Below are 16041 nucleotides of genomic sequence, written 5' to 3'. Positions count from 1 at the left end.
AAAAAAAAGTCTTTGTAGAGTATAAAGATATGAATAAAATATTATTTGAGGTACCGAAAAACATCAGATAAATCTCATCAGGAAAGTGTTTTCTAAGGTAGAGTATTCCAGAAGATCTGCTCCAAAACTTTTAAAAAAGACTTCAATTCCCCTAATATTACCACCCATGAAATTGATCTTTTTCTCTGTGGTAAATCTTTGTACGATCTGGTCAATTAAAAATGAAGATCCGTTATGGAAAGTATATTTTTCGCTGTTGATTAATGCGAGCAGGGAAACCTCCGCATCGCCCTCGATAAGCACAGCTAGATTGGTTAGTTCCTCACCGTGTAGCGCACCGAAGATTCTGATAGATTTCATCTGAGCCAGATATCTGATGTAGTCTCGTAATTTTTCATAATCGTCATTTTCTGCTAGTCCTTTAAAATTTCGAGAAATAAAATCTTCAATGTCACTACTCAAAAAAAACTCCCTGCAGCTGAGATATTGAGCTGTTTTCACAGTGGATTTACGTCCCTTAAAATATTTTTTTCTTCTCAGAAAAGAATATTCACTTACAGAAATTTTGTAATTTTTTCTTTTCTCTAAGGGTGTAAGAAAATTATTTTTGTCGTTAAAATTATAAAGAAAAATTCTGAATTTTTTTCTGAAAAACTTTAAAAAATCCTCATTAATTTCCGCATCATCTGTCTCTGAAAAAACACCTAACTGCTGACAGAATAACGGCATATGCACAAAGTTAACTCCAAATTTCCTGTGGAAATGAATTGGCATCACAGCTTTATAGTCATCAAGAATCAAAATCTGCCAGTTCCCTGAAAGGTGATCTAAAATATGCTTTTGAGCATACCAGTTTTTCTGTTCTGAAGTATTGAGACATTGAGAATATTTCTCGAAATCAATTTCGTGGTATTTCAGTCTTCTGATCATAATAATCCTTCGTCTGCCAAACTTAAATATGAATTTTGAGTAATGATGAGATGGTCTAAAAGCTGAATATTCAACAGATTTCCCGCATCCTTAATCTTTTTTGTAATACTGATATCTTCCTGACTAGGTTTTAAATTTCCTGATGGATGATTGTGCGAAACGATAATTCCCGTCGCAAAATGATCCATCGCTATTTTAAATAAAATCCTCAGATCGACCAAAGACTGGTTAATTCCACCTTGAGTAAGTTGACTGAGATGTACAACTTTATTGTTTTGATTTAAAAATAATGCCCAAAATTCTTCGGTTCTTAAATCGGATAAATGAATTTTCAGGACATCATAAGCCGCTTTGCTGCTAGTAATTTGTGGTTTGTCAGGAATTTCCTGTGCAGCTCTTCTTCGCCCGATTTCCAGTGCTGTTGCGATTGAAATGGCTTTTACTTCACCCACGCCTTTAAATTTGGTTAAATCTTTAATCGTCAGTAAACTCAACTGATGCCAGCTGTTATCCACTGATGCCAGTATTTTTCTCGCCAATTCAACGGCGGTTTCGTCTCTGCTGCCGCTGCCCATAATGATGGCCAAAAGTTCAGAATCGGAAAGTAAATTCTTACCTTTCAGTAAAAATTTCTCTCTCGGTCGGTCGTCTTCTGCTAAAAATTTAATAGACATCTGGTGAATTTAACTTAATAAAAAGCATACAAAATTATCGTATTTGCGGCACCGTCGATGTACTTTGCCGTTTGCTTAAGTGCTTTTGGTGACAGCATTGGGCAACCCAAACTCAGGCAAGCCGGATCTTCAGATTCTACATCCGGAACGCAATCTAAAGAGTGAATAACGATAGCGCGGCTCCTCGCATTGCTGTTGGTTTTATCTAAACCATCCAAACGGTATGACTTACCGAATTTTCCGGAATAAGATTCTTTAATTTCATATTTCCCCAAAGATGACTGATATGAATTTTCTGTATTGCTGAATTTCAGCTCTCCATACACTCTGCTGTTTGAGCCTGAACCATGCGAAACTATAGCCGACTGCAGAATTTTATCTTTCTTGAGGTCATAAACAAAATACCTGTATTTACCCGATTTAATTTTAAAATTAATAAAAACAGCCAAATCCTGATTATAATTTCTGTCTTTAATAAAACTTTTCAGCTCTGTAATTTTCTCTTTTGGAATCTGCACAGCGGAAGTCTGTGAATTGCCTTCACAGCTTGCCAAAAACAAAATCAGAAAGAAAAGAAAATTTCTAAGCATATTTTATTCTACAATTAAACCGTCTACCATCACGAGTTTTCGGTCTGTAATTTCTGCAAGATTTGGATTGTGAGTCACGATCACAAAAGTTTGGTTGTATTTATCTCTCAAATCAAAAAACAATCTGTGTAAATCATCTGCATTTTTTGAATCTAAATTTCCAGTTGGTTCGTCTGCAAAAATAATTTTTGGAGAATTAATTAATGCTCGTGCAACCGCTACACGCTGAGCTTCACCACCCGAAAGCTGGCCCGGCTTATGATCCAGACGGTGCTCTATCTTTAAATCATGGAAAATAGATTCTGCCTTTTCTATCGCTTCTTTTTCATTTGCTCCGGCGATTTTTGTAGGAATTAAAACGTTTTCAAGAGCTGTAAATTCCGGTAAAAGCTGATGAAACTGAAATACAAAACCAATATTCTGATTTCTGAATTTTGAAATCTGCTTATCGGTCATATTAATAAAAGATTCTCCCGCAATCGTGATTTCGGTACTGCTGTCTTTCGGAATTGTAGGACTGTCTAAAGTGCCCAGAATCTGTAAAAGTGTAGACTTTCCCGCACCGGATTCCCCAACAATTGAGACCACTTCACCCGTTTTGATGTGAAGGTCTACCCCTTTTAAAACTTCTAAACTTCCGTATGATTTACGAATATTTTTTGCTGTAATCATGCTTCAAAAATAGTGATTTTTTTTCCTTTTTGTATTTTCCTTTTGGATATAAATTGATGAACTAAAATATCATTTTCTGATTGAAATTCTGAAAGTCGTTCCTTTCCCGATTTCTGTCTGAGAAATTTTAATATCGCCATTGTGATATTCCTGCACTACCCTTTTTGCCAGACTTAATCCTAAACCCCAACCTCTTTTTTTTGTGGAATAACCGGGCTTGAAAGCATTTCTTGCCTGATTGTGCGTCATTCCGCTTCCATTGTCTTTCACTTCAATGAGAATATTTTTGTTTTTACCAATCATCCATATCTGAAGTTGTCCCTCGCCTTTCATGGCATCAACCGCGTTTTTAACAAGATTTTCAATCACCCAACTGATCAGAATTTTATTGTGAGGCACCAAAATAGGATAATTCGGAAGATTGAGACTAAAATCTACTTTCCTGGAAATTCTGGTCTTTAGATAATCAAAATTTTCCTTGATGGTTGCATTCAGATTCATGTCATTCAACTCGGGAACTGATCCTATTTTAGAGAATCTTTCGGAGATGGTTCTCAGTCTTTCGATATCTTTTTCGATTTCCTTTACGCCATCAGAGTCGGGCGTTTCAAGCTTCATAATTTCCATCCAGCCAATCATCGATGAAAGCGGCGTTCCTATCTGGTGTGCCGTTTCTTTTGCCAAACCTGCCCAAAGATAGCCTTCATCGGTTTTTTTAATAGTTCTGAGAAACCAGAAAATAAATGCAAGATAAGCGATAATAAATAGTCCTAAAAAGTAAGGATAATACCGCAAATCACTGAGCAACTTTGAGTTATCATAAAAAACCAGCTGCTTGTCACCTTCGGCAATTTCAATTTCGAAAGGTGCGTAGTTGCTTTCCATTTTGATAATAAGCTTTTTCAACTCTTCGGGATTGTCTAAAATTTCCTGCGGAATATTTCTTGAACTTCCTTCAAAAATAAAGGGATTTTTATTTTCGTCAGTTAAAATCGTAGGAATCTGATCGTTTTCGGTTAAAATTGCAAACACCAGTTCCTGGGTTTCAGAGCTTGTCTGCTTGTTTCCCTGCATTATTTTGATTGCAGTGGCAAATACCTTAATTCGTTCCGCCTCCTTATTTCTGAGATTATTGATGAGAATATTAGATGAAACGATAAGCGCCACAACGATCACGGTGAGTATGGTAAAGACAATCCAGTTGCTGATCCTGGCTAAAAAAGGGCGGTTTTTCATTTCCTTATTTTAAAACATTCAGGATTTTCTGTAGTTCAGCACTTTCGCTTCCCTGATAATTATTGATGATAATGGCATAAACATATTTTTTACCGTCTTTCGAAGTGTGAAAACCTGCGTAGGATTTTGTGTCGCGCATGGTTCCGCTTTTCATTTTCATGCCGTTATCCTGAGTGGGAAATCCATCGTAATAGGTTTCAAACCAAGGTTGTTTTTTGGCGTAAATTAAAGCCTGAACTTCGGCTTTTGCAGATACATAATTTTGAGGTGAAAGCCCGCTTCCATCAGCAAAATTAATCATATTGGGATTAATTCCTTTGGATTTCCAGAATTCTTTCAGATAAGAAATTCCGCTTTTAAAACTTGAGTTGCCTTTTTTCTCTTTGCCTAAGGTTTTAATTAAATTTTCCCCATATAAATTCACGGATTTTCTTAAAAACCAGTAAATGATCTTATCTAAAGTCGGCGATTCGTAAGTGAGAATTATATTAGTTTTAGGAGCTTCCATAGTTTTCTTCCCGTCAATTTCCAACTGAGTATTCGTAAGTACTTTGCCTAAAATTGTAATTCCTGAATCTTTCAGCCACTTTTCAATTTCCACGCCCAACTGCAAAGGCGGATTGGGAACAGAACCTGAGACCATTGTTACCTTTCCAGCTGGCAAACTTCCGTTGATTAAAGCAACATCAGAATGTGGAGCAGTAAAAATTAAACTTTGATCTGAACTTCCAGTCGCCTTGAGTTCATTCAGCCATTTTACATTCGCTAAAGGATAAGAAAAGTTCTTAAAATCCGTTCCATTAATATTGATGTCGAACTGATTTTCACGCCAGTTCACTCCCCAGACTCCGGCTCCGTAATAATTCCCCAAATCGTCCCATGGCCAGCCTCCGGGAATTGTCTGGTGGTCAAAATAAGAATCATCAATAATTACATCGCCTGAAATTTTTGTAATACCTGATTTTTTAATGGCATCCAAAAGTTTTTGTTTAAAATTCTCAGGTTTATACCCTTCATATCTCCAGCTGCCTAAGGTGGGATCTCCGTTGGAAGTGATGAAAAGACTTCCATTTAAATTTCCTCCTGAAACTGTTCCTGAATAGGAAGATGTTGTTTTGTAGGTATAGTTTTTCCCTAAAGTTTCCAAAGCTGCCGCAGCCGTAAAGATTTTCTGCGTTGAAGCGGTAGAGAGACCTTTGCTTCCCTGATATTCATAAACCATATTTCCGTTTTCATCAGCCACATAAAATGAGAGGTTTGATGAGACTGCTGTTGAGGAATTCATCAGATTTTTTGTGGCGTCATCGAGCTTTTGCGTTATGTTTTGAGCAAAAAACATTTGTGTGGCAATGGTAAAAACAGCAATGGTAGATTTCATTTAATGATATTTAATTATACTGGATAATGCTTCGGTTTCAATCAGCGTGACAGTTTTGATATTGTGTTTTTTTAAAACTGTATTACAAACTGGTCCCTGCTTCTATTTCATACGGCTCTTTTCCCTTTTCAAAAATCCTGGTAAGTTCACTTCCTTCAACTGTAATTTTATCGCCAATTCTTCTAATCCAGTTTCCTTCCCGAAGTCCGACAACTTTAATGTCATTTTGCGTTAAAAATTCTTTAATTCTTGTTTCTCTGGTTTCTCCGTTATGTTTTAATTCAGGATTTGGATCTAAATAATGTGGATTAATATTAAACGGAACCAATCCCATGCAATCAAAACTCGCTGGATAAACAATCGGCATATCGTTGGTGGTTTTCATATTCTGTCCGCCAATATTGCTTCCCGCGCTGCAACCTAAGTAGGCTTTTCCGCTTTCGATGTTTTGCTTTATAACGGACATCAGATTTTCTTCATATAAGGTTTTAACCAAAAGAAAAGTGTTTCCACCTCCTGTGAAATAGCCTTTTGCGTTGTTTAAAGCTCCTTTTTTATCTTCAAATTCATGTAAGCCTTTCACTTTTATGTTGATGGTTTCAAAGAAGGATCTTGCTTTTTCAGTGTAATCATTATGTGAAATACCGCCGGGTCTGGCGAAAGGAATAAAGATAATCTCGTCTATTCCTTTATACAATTCAATTAATTCTTCTTTTAAATATTCTAAATATTCTCCGCCGAAAAGTGTGGAAGTTGACGCAAGTATAATGTTCATTTTTTTAATTTAAATAAAATATAGATTACCGCAAAAGTGATGTAAAATATTTTTGATAATTAACAAAGATAATTAAAACAAAGAATTCATAAAGCATTAGAAAATTCATTTCCATGGAATGTTTATCTTTGTGGAATATAAATCAATTTAAACGAAATGAAATTTTTTATTGACACTGCCAATTTAGAGCAAATTAAAGAAGCAAAAGACCTTGGAATTCTGGATGGTGTAACAACCAATCCGTCTTTGATGGCAAAAGAGGGAATCCGTGGTGCTGAAGACATCAAAAATCACTATAAGGCTATCTGCGAAATCGTTGACGGAGATATTTCTGCGGAAGTTCTTTCTACAACTTACGAAGAAATGATTAAAGAAGGAGACGAACTGGCAGCAATCCACCCGAATATCGTGGTAAAAATCCCTATGATTAAAGATGGTATTAAAGCTTTGAAATATTTTTCAGATAAAGGGATCAAAACCAACTGTACATTAATTTTCTCTCCAGGACAGGCTCTTTTGGCTGCAAAAGCTGGTGCAACTTACGTTTCTCCGTTTTTGGGAAGACTGGATGATATTACAACAGACGGTTTGCATTTGATACAGGAAATCAGATTGATTTTTGATAATTACGGGTACAAAACTGAAATCTTGGCAGCTTCTATCCGTCACTCAATGCACATCATTGACTGTGCTAAAATTGGTGCAGATGTGATCACTTCTCCTCTTCCTCCAATCTTGAGTTTATTGAAGCATCCATTAACAGACAGCGGTTTAGCTCAGTTTGTTGCAGATTCTCAGAAACTGGCTTAATGATTTGAGATTTGAGGTTTGAGATTTGAAATTCTTTTTGAATTTTAAATGTTGGAAAATCAGATTATATAAAATAAGAAATCCCGAAATTGTATAGTTTCGGGATTTTTTATGTATTTGAAAATCTTTTACCAGTCTGAAGCCCGTCTGCGTTTTTCAATCATGCCGTCGACTGAAAATCTTCCGGCACCAAGCGTGATACTTATTGCGTAGATTGAGAGATAAAGTAAACTCATTTCCCTTTTATCGAAAGGATCTGAGCCATGTACTGCAAAAGCTGCAACTGCCATTGTGAAAATCAGAAAACCAGCAGCAATTCTTGTGAACAATCCGAGGATGATAAATATTGAACAGACAAATTCAGCAAAAACAGTTAATCCAAGTGAGATTTTCGGACCTAATCCTAAAAAATCGTAGAACTTGATATCACCTCCGTCAATCAATGTCTGAAGTTTCGGAAAACCGTGCGAGATCATTGCAAATCCTATGAATAATCTCACGACGACAAGCACAATATCCAAAATAAGTGGATTAGTTTTTAAATTCTGATAGCTCATCAACTGAATATTTAGTTTAAAGATAGCAAATATTGTTCTATTACAACGACCGTTGTAGACTTTTTAGTCTATCTGTAACCAAAATTCTTCAAATCTCTGTCGTTTTTCCGCCAGTCTTTTTTCACTTTTACAAAAAGATTTAAGTGAATTTTTTTTGAGAAGAACTTTTCCAAATCAATTCTGGCTTCAGTTCCAACTTTTTTTATCGCCTCGCCTTTGTGACCGATAATAATTCCCTTCTGAGTGTCTCTTTCAACGTAAATGATAGAATCGATGAAGATAATTCCCTCTTTTTCCTTGAACATTTCTGTAACAACTTCCACAGAATATGGAATTTCTTTATCATAATTCAAAAGAATTTTCTCTCTGATGGCTTCATTGACGAAGAAACGCTCAGGCTTGTCGGTGTACATATCTTTGTCGTAGTACGCCGGACTTTCGGGCAACATTGATTTTAATTTTGGTAAAATAACGTCAATATTGAAAGCATTCAGTGCAGAAATAGGAAGAATTTCAGCTTTAGGAATTCTCTCGTGCCATTCGGTCGCTATCTTTTCCAAACCTTCCTGATTGGTCTGGTCGATTTTATTCAATAATAACAGAACCGGAACAGGGATTTTATTTAGTTTATCAATTAAAAATTCTGACTGTTCAGATTTATCGGTAACGTCAACTATGAAAAGAAAAACGTCTGCATCCTGCAGAGAATCTTTCACAAAATCCATCATTTTTTCCTGCAAACCGTATTTTGGATCCAAGACTCCGGGAGTATCAGAAAATACAATCTGTAGGTCTTCTTCATTATAAATTCCAAAAATTCTGTGTCTGGTTGTCTGAGCCTTTTGCGTTACAATTGCCAGCTTCTCTCCCATCAGTTGATTCAAAAGGGTAGATTTTCCGGCATTTGGCTTTCCAACAATATTTACAAATCCTGCTTTGTGCATATAAAAAATTTAATTCGCATTTTATTACGATTTGCAAAGTTAGTAAAAACAAAATTGGTCTTTGGGTGAATATTCATTTTAGATGTTTAAAAATGATTAATTTTGGGGAGAGTTGCGGGGTGCGGAATTCGAGGTACGAGATAAAAATGCGCGTTGTCAAGTGCGGGATGATTTTCAGATTTACATTTTAAGATGAAAAAAAATACTGAATTAGAATACATATCGAAACCCCGATGGGAAACGCATAATAAAACTCCAAACCCGAATCTCGCATCCCGAACCACGTAACGCGTAACCCGAACCCAATGACCATAGAAAATATAATTGATAAAATCTACCCGCTTCCTGAAAATTCAAAAGAAAATTTGATACAGAATATTACGGAAGTAAGTTATACTAAAGGTTTCTGTTTAATGAAAGCCGGTAAAGTTGTTCCCTACATTTATTTTTTAAAAAAGGGAATTGCCCGTGCTTACGCTTCATCAGAAAATAATGATATTACATTTTGGTTTGGAACTGAAGGCGAACCTGTGGTTTCCATGAAAAGTTATGTGGAGGGAAAGCCTGGTTACGAAAGCATTGAATTGCTTGAAGATTGCGAACTGTATCAGCTTGAAACTTCAAAATTAAAAGCTTTATTTAATGAAGACATTCACATTGCCAACTGGGGAAGAAAATTTGCAGAACGCGAACTTATAAAAACCGAAGAACTGATTATTTCAAGGCAATACAAAACAGCTTTGGAGCGGTATAAAGATTTGTTGAAAGGAAAACCATATTTGCTACAAAGAGTTCAGCTTGGTCATATTGCTTCTTATTTGGGAATGTCGCAGGTGAGTCTGAGCAGGATTCGGGCGGAGATAAAATAGCATCTTAAATTATTATCACGCAGATTTTGCAAATTATGCAGATAAAAAAAATCCATTTAATCAGCAAAATCTGCGTGAGTTCTTTTGTAATTATCAAAATGAAATTTATTACTAATGATCACATTTTTTAACAATTGTAAAATTTTTAATGATTTTAAAACCTCAATTTTGCGGGATAAATTTGTTTAAAAATGAACTGGATTATTTTAATCATTGCTGGATTATTTGAGGTTGCGTTTGCTTCATGTCTCGGGAAAGTAAAGGAAACTTCAGGCAACGAAATGTACTGGTGGTTTGGAGGATTTTTAGCTTGCCTTACGATCTCGATGCTTCTTTTGATCAAAGCTACAGAAACTCTTCCCATTGGAACAGCTTATGCCGTGTGGACCGGAATCGGGGCTGTGGGAACTGCTTTGGTTGGAATTTTGGTTTTCAAAGATCCCGCAACTTTCTGGAGAATATTTTTTATCTGTACATTAATTGGCTCTGTGATTGGATTGAAGGCTGTCAGTCACTAATGACCCGAATTTAGCCGAATTATACGAAGTGTAAATAACTGTGTAAGTCTTAATGAAACAATAACAACAATTACCAGATTTGTACTTAAGATAAAAACGGCCTCAGAATCTAAAGCCGTTTTTGTTTATTTTTTTAATACAATCGGTAAAATTTCATTTTTCCGCAATCCGTATTTTTTTATTTCATCATCGGAAAATTCCTGAGAATAAAAATTAGCTTCCACTTCGAAACCTGCCTTTTTTAAGCGGTCAAAATAATCCATTCCGTACCATCGGACGTGATCGTATTGCCCGAAATGTTTCTGTCTTTCCTTTGGATCTGTTATCGTAAAATCTTCGTAAGTTTTCTCAAGAGAATTCTTCATAGGAACCTGCAAAATTCCCCAACCTCCTGGTCTCATCACACGGTACAATTCGCTCATCGCCTTGGCATCATCCTGAATGTGTTCCAAAACGTGATTGCAGAAAATAATATCAAAACTTTCATCCGCAAAAGGAAGATCAAGAATATCAGCTTTCACATCCACGATTGGCGAAAAAAGGTCAGCAGAAATATAATCCAGATTTTTCATCTTTTTAAATTTTCTCAAGAATTCCTGTTCGGGAGCGATGTGAAGAACTTTATAGTGTCTTGTGAAAAATTCGGTTTCATTCTGAAGATAGAGAAACATTTGGCGGTGTCTTTCCAAACTTAAAGTTCCCGGAGACAAAGCATTTTCACGCTGCGTTCCATATCCGTAAGGAAGAAATTTCCGGTAAGATTTCCCATCGATAGGATCAAAAAATTTGTCGCCTTTAAAGAACTGATAAATCAGCGGGCGAGCCCAAACGCTCATCTGAATAAGCATTGGACGAGGGATTTTATTGAGTAAAAGCTTGGTTAGTTTTTTCACTGTTTATGTTTGTAGAAAGCTGCTGAGCAGCAGAATATTGGTAGAAAGTTTAAAAGAAAATTAAAAATCCAATTGAAAAGCTTTCTCCTCATCACTTACAATTCCCAACGCTTCATAAATATAATCGAAAGTCGATAAAAGTACAGGTTTGCCATTAATCACAGCTACATCGTGCTCAAAATGCGCAGAAGGTTTGTTGTCAAGGGTCGTCACCGTCCATCCATCGCTGTGGAATTTCACTTTTTCAGTTCCCAGGTTAATCATCGGCTCAATAGCGATTGTTAAACCATCTTTAATGACTTTACCACTTCCCTGTCTTCCGTAATTGGGAACCTGTGGATCTTCGTGCATCTTCCTTCCGACTCCGTGACCCACCAATTCTTTTACCACTCCGTAACCTTGATTTTCACAGTGTTTCTGAATGGCAAAGGAAATATCACCGATTCTTTTTCCTCTTACACATTGCTCAATTCCTTTATACAAAGATTCTTTGGCAACTTTCAGTAGTTTTTTAGTTTCAGAAGAAACTTCTCCAATTTCGAAAGTGTAAGCATGATCACCTACAAAACCATTAAGAATAGCACCACAATCTACAGAAAGTACATCGCCCTCTTTGATTTCTTCCTTGCTTGGAAAACCGTGTACCACCTGATCATTAGGCGAGATACAAAGTGAATAAGGGAAACCTCCGTATCCTAAAAACGCAGGCTCAGCACCGTGATCTTTGATGAAATCGTGAGCCAATTTATCTAAATGAAGCGTAGTAATTCCCGGTTTGATTTCTTTAGCAATCATTCCCAAAGTTCTGGAAACCAGTCTTGCGCTTTCTTTCATCAGACGAAGCTCGTCTATATTTTTTAAATGAATCATTCTTTATTAAGAACCAAGAGACAAGGAAAAAGAAACAAACTATCCAGCTCTATGTTCAATTTTAATTATTATTATCTTTTTTATCTTTTGTTTTATTGAGAATACTTCCAAAAATATTCTTTAATTCAAAACTTTCTTTTAAAAGAGCATCAAGTTCAGAAGACTCAAAATCATTTAAAGATTTTATAATTCTCAACCAGTAGTTTGTTTCTCTTGTTTCTCTCAATGATATTCTGATTTTGTTTCGAAAATCCTTCAAAGACGAACCAGCCTGAGACTCTTCATAATTTGCTCCAAGTGAAGTCGCAGATTTACATATCTGAGATCTGATAACTTTGTACTCCGGATAATTAGGCAAATTCCTTAAAAATTTTATACAATTAACTCCGAAATTAAAAGTTCTGTCAAGTAAATCGTTATCTCTCATCTGCTAACTGATAAGGATTTCAGTTTTGTGTCTTTTTACTTTTATCTTGTTTCTTTACCAAAACAAGCCTTTCTTTTTTTCTCTTTTCAGTTTCGAATATGCTAAAACTTCGCCTCCTTCCACGCGGAATTCTATTCTTTCTGTGATGATGTTGTAGATTTCTCCCCAACCTGGGAAACCACCGATGTTTCGGTCGTCTATAAACCAGTCGGCATCAATTTTTCTGGATTGTGTGGCAGAATCAAAAACTTCACCTTCAAAACTTGAGTTCACGGCGTAAAATTCAACGCCGTTTTTTCTGCAGAATTCGATGGCGTCTTCCAAAGCCTGACCATGTCGGTATGTCCAGAGAATCAGTCTGTAACCTTCAGATTGAAGTTTTTTTAAGGTTTCAAAAGCAAAAATTTTTGCTTTACCTACCGATGGATAGGCATCTTCCACTACTGTTCCGTCAAAATCTACTGCTATTTTTTTATTATTCATCTTTTATGTATGATTTAGCTCGGCAAAGATACTAAATAAAATAAAAGAGTGCTACATCGCTGCGGCACTCTCTGTTTATAAAAATTGTTAAACTATTGTCTATTTTTTCACCCAGTTAAATTCAAACTGTAGATCCGGAGTTGAAATTCTATCCGTAATCTTCTGAAGTCTTGACGGAAGTTTCATTAAATACTCCTGAGCTTTTTCTGCCTTTTCTGTAAGACCTGTGATGTGTTCAATTTTCCATTCATCCAAAAGATCTTTCATAATATTGATATAATCCTGACCTGTATACACCATACATCTTTGTGCCGCATCTGAGAAATGTCCCCAAAGTTCACCCGCTGCCTGACCAGACTGTCTCATCATGTGAGCCGGCATCACGATTTTCTTACGCATCATGTCTTCAAATGCCAAAATCATTTCCGAAGGATCCAATTCTAATATTTTTGCAACAAAATGCTTGTAAGCTTTTGCGTGTCTTGCTTCATCTGCAGCAATTACACCACACATTTTAGCTAACTTTCCGTTTCCGGTCTGTTTTGCCAAAGTTCCTACCCTTCTGTGCGAAACGTTGGTCGCAGTTTCCTGAAAACTTGTGTACACAAAGTTTCTGTAAGGATCCATGCTTGTTCCGATATCAAAACCATCACTGATTAAGTATTGGGTTGTGATTTCCATCTGTCTCATGTTTACTCTTCCGCATAAGTACAGATATTTTCCAAGTAAATCGCCGTGTCTGTTTTCTTCAGCCGTCCATGATCTGATCCAGCTTGCCCAGCTCGGCCCGCTTTTTTCCTGATCAATTCCGTCAACACTCATTAACCAAGATTCGTAAGAAGGCAATGCTTCTTCCGTGATACAGTCGCCGATAAGCGTTACAAATAAATCGTAAGGCATCTCCTGTGCGAAGGTCTGAATTTCTTCTAAATCATATTTAAAATCAGCGCTTGACGGATCCGGAAGGTAGTCTGACGGCTGCCAAATTTTTTCAATTGGGGTTAAAAATTTATCAAGGAAAGAACCAACTTCTTTTTCCAAAATTCCCATTACTTCTTTCCTTACCAAGCTTTGATACATTCTAAATTGATTTATATGAGTTGCAAAGATATAACATAATTTATTATTTGTAACATAATAACGACAACGTTATGATGATTATCATGCAAGACCGCTATTCTGATAACGGTCTTTTTACCTTTATATTGCTGAGTTTATTTTTAATTTGCAAGAATATTTCCTGTCATTATTGCTGGAATTTCCACACCCATGACTTTTAAAATAGTTGGTGCAATGTCTCCAAGTTTCCCCGCTGTAAGATTCCATTCATGGTCTTTATCCATCACAATTAATGGAACTAAGTTGGTTGAATGTTGTGTATTTGGCGATCCGTCAGGGTTTCTCATTACGTCAGAATTTCCGTGGTCTGCCAAAATGAAAACTGCATAATCATTTTCGTAAGCAGTTGTAGCCACCTGTTCGATACATTTATCCACCGTTTCAGCTGCTTTAACAGCAGCATCAAAATCTCCCGTGTGCCCCACCATATCAGTATTGGCGAAATTTAAACAGATAAAATCTGCGGACTGTCTCTTCAATTCAGGCAAAATAACATTGGTAATATCGTAAGCTGACATTTCAGGTTTTAAATCGTAAGTCGGAACGTCTTTCGGGCTCGGACAAAGCAATCTTCTTTCTCCATGGAATTCTTCTTCTCTGCCGCCGGAAAAGAAAAAAGTAACGTGCGGATATTTTTCAGTTTCAGCGATTCTGATTTGCGTTTTGCCGTTTCTTTCCAAAATTTCGCCCATTGTTTCTGTCAGAACATTTTCGTCAAAAACAACTTTTACATTCTGATATGTTTTGTCGTAATTGGTCAATGTCACATAATACAAATCCAGTTTTCTCATCTGATAATCCGGCATATCCTGCTGACAAAGCACTTCTGTGATTTCACGACCTCTGTCTGTACGGAAGTTGAAGCAGATCACCACATCGCCATCCACCATCTTCGCCATCGGAACAATATTTCCAACCTGCGTTTCTTTGGTAAGAATGATGGGTTTGATAAATTCATCTGTAATATTATCGTTATATGAATCCTGAATCGCAGACAGAGCATCAGTCGTTCTAAATCCAATACCTGAACACATCGCATCGTAAGCCAGCCTCACACGCTCCCATCTTCTGTCTCTGTCCATCGCAAAGTATCTTCCGGTGACCGTTGCCAATTCTCCTGTAGTTTCAGACATGTGCTGCTGAAGTTCCTGAATAAAACCTAATCCTGAATGTGGATCACAGTCGCGGCCGTCTGTAAATGCGTGAACATAAACGTTTTCATTCAAACCAAAATTTTTGGCTGCCGTCAAAAGTCCTTTTAAGTGATTAATATGCGAATGCACACCACCGTTTGAAACCAAACCGATGAAATGAACTGCTTTATTTTCTCTTTTAGCATAATCAAAAGCGTCAACAATTACTTTTTCGTGACCAAGGGTTCCCTCTTCAACTGCCATGTTGAGTTTTACAAGATTCTGATAAACTACTCTTCCGGCACCCAGATTCATGTGACCTACTTCAGAATTTCCCATCTGTCCTACAGGAAGACCTACGGCAAGACCGCTTGCTTCAAGGGTTGTATGTGGAAATTTCTGGAAACAGCTGTCCATAAACGGTGTGTTGGCCTGTTCGATAGCCGAAACTTCAGGTTTCAGACCGATTCCCCATCCGTCAAGGATTGCTAATATTGCTTTTTTTGACATTCTTTGAAAATTTTAACAAAACAAATTTATCCATTTATAAATGAAAATCCGAATTTGTGGTGCTTAAATTTTGATTAAAAGCTGTTAAAACTCAAGATTAAAAACATTTTTAATTGTAATATTATTATATTTAGTAATTACTAATTTTAAGATATGATAAAAATTAAAAAATACATTGTTCTGAGTTCAGCATCATTTCTTTTATCATGTAATTATCATGAAAAATCGAATAAAATTAAGATTGTATCAGAAAATCCATCTGATTTACAAAACATATTAGATGTTTCTAAATTCAAACCACAAAACGTTAAATTTCAACACATTTACATTGATAATTCTAAAGGTATCCTTGCAGGACCTTCTGATAGTTTTATTCAAGCTGAAATGCTTTATGATAAAGAGAAAATTGATTCATTAAAAAACACTATGAGTAACTCAGAATCTGATTCACAAATCACGAACATTGATGTTTTTTTGAACAATTGGTTCGACAGCAAAACTTCTGATAAACTTGTTAAAGATCAAAAAGAATTAAGAGTTTATAATGATTTCCTCTTTAATACAAGTGGGAATATTGTTATATTAGAAGACAAAATTCTATATAGAAAATAAGCTTTCGAATTAGAATAAACATTCTACATTCTTTTTTGAAG

19 protein-coding genes are annotated in these 16041 nt (G+C 36.2%); 4 read left to right on the top strand and 15 right to left on the bottom strand.

Annotated features, from left to right (window positions below):
- Positions 1 to 63: 63 nt before the first annotated feature.
- The 7 genes from NG809_RS00915 to pepE all read right to left on the bottom strand — a co-directional run bounded on the left by NG809_RS00915 (position 64) and on the right by pepE (position 6255).
- Entirely contained in the window at positions 64 to 930 is an 867-nt protein-coding gene (locus NG809_RS00915) for a hypothetical protein (RefSeq protein ID WP_262147233.1), read from the bottom strand.
- Positions 927 to 1604, bottom strand: coding sequence for a RadC family protein (gene radC / locus NG809_RS00910; protein ID WP_262147231.1), 678 nt, complete (start codon positions 1602 to 1604; stop codon positions 927 to 929). Before radC ends, NG809_RS00915 begins: the two co-directional genes overlap by 4 nt.
- Before the next feature lie 14 nt (positions 1605 to 1618).
- Entirely contained in the window at positions 1619 to 2194 is a 576-nt protein-coding gene (locus NG809_RS00905) for a murein L,D-transpeptidase catalytic domain family protein (protein WP_262147229.1), read from the bottom strand.
- Positions 2195 to 2197: 3 nt separating this feature from the next.
- The gene (locus NG809_RS00900; protein WP_262147227.1) at positions 2198 to 2866 is read right to left on the bottom strand and encodes an ABC transporter ATP-binding protein; all 669 of its coding nucleotides are present in this window, start codon (positions 2864 to 2866) and stop codon (positions 2198 to 2200) included.
- Between the two features lie 69 nt (positions 2867 to 2935).
- Complete coding sequence (locus NG809_RS00895) at positions 2936 to 4102, bottom strand: sensor histidine kinase (protein WP_262147225.1); 1167 nt, start codon at positions 4100 to 4102, stop codon at positions 2936 to 2938.
- 4 nt (positions 4103 to 4106) lie between these two features.
- Positions 4107 to 5480, bottom strand: coding sequence for a D-alanyl-D-alanine carboxypeptidase/D-alanyl-D-alanine endopeptidase (gene dacB, locus NG809_RS00890; protein WP_262147223.1), 1374 nt, complete (start codon positions 5478 to 5480; stop codon positions 4107 to 4109).
- An 82-nt stretch (positions 5481 to 5562) separates the two neighbouring features.
- Positions 5563 to 6255 carry a dipeptidase PepE gene (gene pepE / locus NG809_RS00885; protein WP_262147221.1) on the bottom strand — a complete coding sequence of 231 codons (693 nt, stop codon included), beginning with the start codon at positions 6253 to 6255 and terminating at the stop codon, positions 5563 to 5565.
- Positions 6256 to 6411: 156 nt separating this feature from the next.
- Between pepE and fsa the strand changes: the two genes are divergently transcribed.
- A complete protein-coding gene (gene fsa / locus NG809_RS00880; protein WP_262147219.1) occupies positions 6412 to 7065 on the top strand; it encodes a fructose-6-phosphate aldolase in 654 nt (217 codons plus the stop codon).
- Positions 7066 to 7193: 128 nt separating this feature from the next.
- On the opposite strand, the gene NG809_RS00875 is transcribed toward fsa, so the two are convergent.
- Together NG809_RS00875 and era are read right to left on the bottom strand one after the other, a co-directional pair.
- The gene (locus NG809_RS00875; RefSeq protein WP_262147217.1) at positions 7194 to 7622 is read right to left on the bottom strand and encodes a DoxX family protein; all 429 of its coding nucleotides are present in this window, start codon (positions 7620 to 7622) and stop codon (positions 7194 to 7196) included.
- A 68-nt stretch (positions 7623 to 7690) separates the two neighbouring features.
- Positions 7691 to 8566: a GTPase Era gene (era, locus tag NG809_RS00870; protein WP_262147215.1), complete on the bottom strand. Its 876-nt coding sequence runs from the start codon at positions 8564 to 8566 to the stop codon at positions 7691 to 7693.
- 305 nt (positions 8567 to 8871) lie between these two features.
- Here era and NG809_RS00865 point away from each other — a divergent pair, with 305 nt between their 5' ends.
- Both NG809_RS00865 and NG809_RS00860 read left to right on the top strand, forming a co-directional pair.
- Positions 8872 to 9435: a Crp/Fnr family transcriptional regulator gene (locus tag NG809_RS00865; RefSeq protein WP_262147214.1), complete on the top strand. Its 564-nt coding sequence runs from the start codon at positions 8872 to 8874 to the stop codon at positions 9433 to 9435.
- Positions 9436 to 9626: 191 nt separating this feature from the next.
- Entirely contained in the window at positions 9627 to 9953 is a 327-nt protein-coding gene (locus tag NG809_RS00860; RefSeq protein WP_056030142.1) for a DMT family transporter, read from the top strand.
- A 125-nt stretch (positions 9954 to 10078) separates the two neighbouring features.
- On the opposite strand, the gene NG809_RS00855 is transcribed toward NG809_RS00860, so the two are convergent.
- The 6 genes from NG809_RS00855 to gpmI all read right to left on the bottom strand — a co-directional run bounded on the left by NG809_RS00855 (position 10079) and on the right by gpmI (position 15388).
- A complete protein-coding gene (locus tag NG809_RS00855; RefSeq protein ID WP_262147212.1) occupies positions 10079 to 10846 on the bottom strand; it encodes a class I SAM-dependent methyltransferase in 768 nt (255 codons plus the stop codon).
- A gap of 60 nt (positions 10847 to 10906) precedes the next feature.
- Positions 10907 to 11716, bottom strand: coding sequence for a type I methionyl aminopeptidase (gene map / locus NG809_RS00850; protein WP_262147210.1), 810 nt, complete (start codon positions 11714 to 11716; stop codon positions 10907 to 10909).
- Positions 11717 to 11777: 61 nt separating this feature from the next.
- Positions 11778 to 12143 carry a four helix bundle protein gene (locus NG809_RS00845; protein WP_262147208.1) on the bottom strand — a complete coding sequence of 122 codons (366 nt, stop codon included), beginning with the start codon at positions 12141 to 12143 and terminating at the stop codon, positions 11778 to 11780.
- Between the two features lie 54 nt (positions 12144 to 12197).
- The gene (locus NG809_RS00840; protein ID WP_262147206.1) at positions 12198 to 12626 is read right to left on the bottom strand and encodes a BT0820 family HAD-type phosphatase; all 429 of its coding nucleotides are present in this window, start codon (positions 12624 to 12626) and stop codon (positions 12198 to 12200) included.
- A 99-nt stretch (positions 12627 to 12725) separates the two neighbouring features.
- A complete protein-coding gene (locus NG809_RS00835; protein WP_056030155.1) occupies positions 12726 to 13706 on the bottom strand; it encodes an acyl-ACP desaturase in 981 nt (326 codons plus the stop codon).
- Positions 13707 to 13846: 140 nt separating this feature from the next.
- A complete protein-coding gene (gpmI, locus tag NG809_RS00830; protein ID WP_262147202.1) occupies positions 13847 to 15388 on the bottom strand; it encodes a 2,3-bisphosphoglycerate-independent phosphoglycerate mutase in 1542 nt (513 codons plus the stop codon).
- Between the two features lie 153 nt (positions 15389 to 15541).
- On the opposite strand from gpmI, the gene NG809_RS00825 reads away from it, so the two are divergent.
- A complete protein-coding gene (locus tag NG809_RS00825) occupies positions 15542 to 16000 on the top strand; it encodes a hypothetical protein (protein ID WP_262147201.1) in 459 nt (152 codons plus the stop codon).
- Positions 16001 to 16041 lie beyond the last annotated feature (41 nt).

The organism is Chryseobacterium foetidum (genome assembly GCF_025457425.1).
GTDB lineage: Bacteria > Bacteroidota > Bacteroidia > Flavobacteriales > Weeksellaceae > Chryseobacterium > Chryseobacterium foetidum.
Note: the sequence above shows the minus strand (reverse complement) of the source record. Positions and strands in the feature narration are given on the sequence as shown.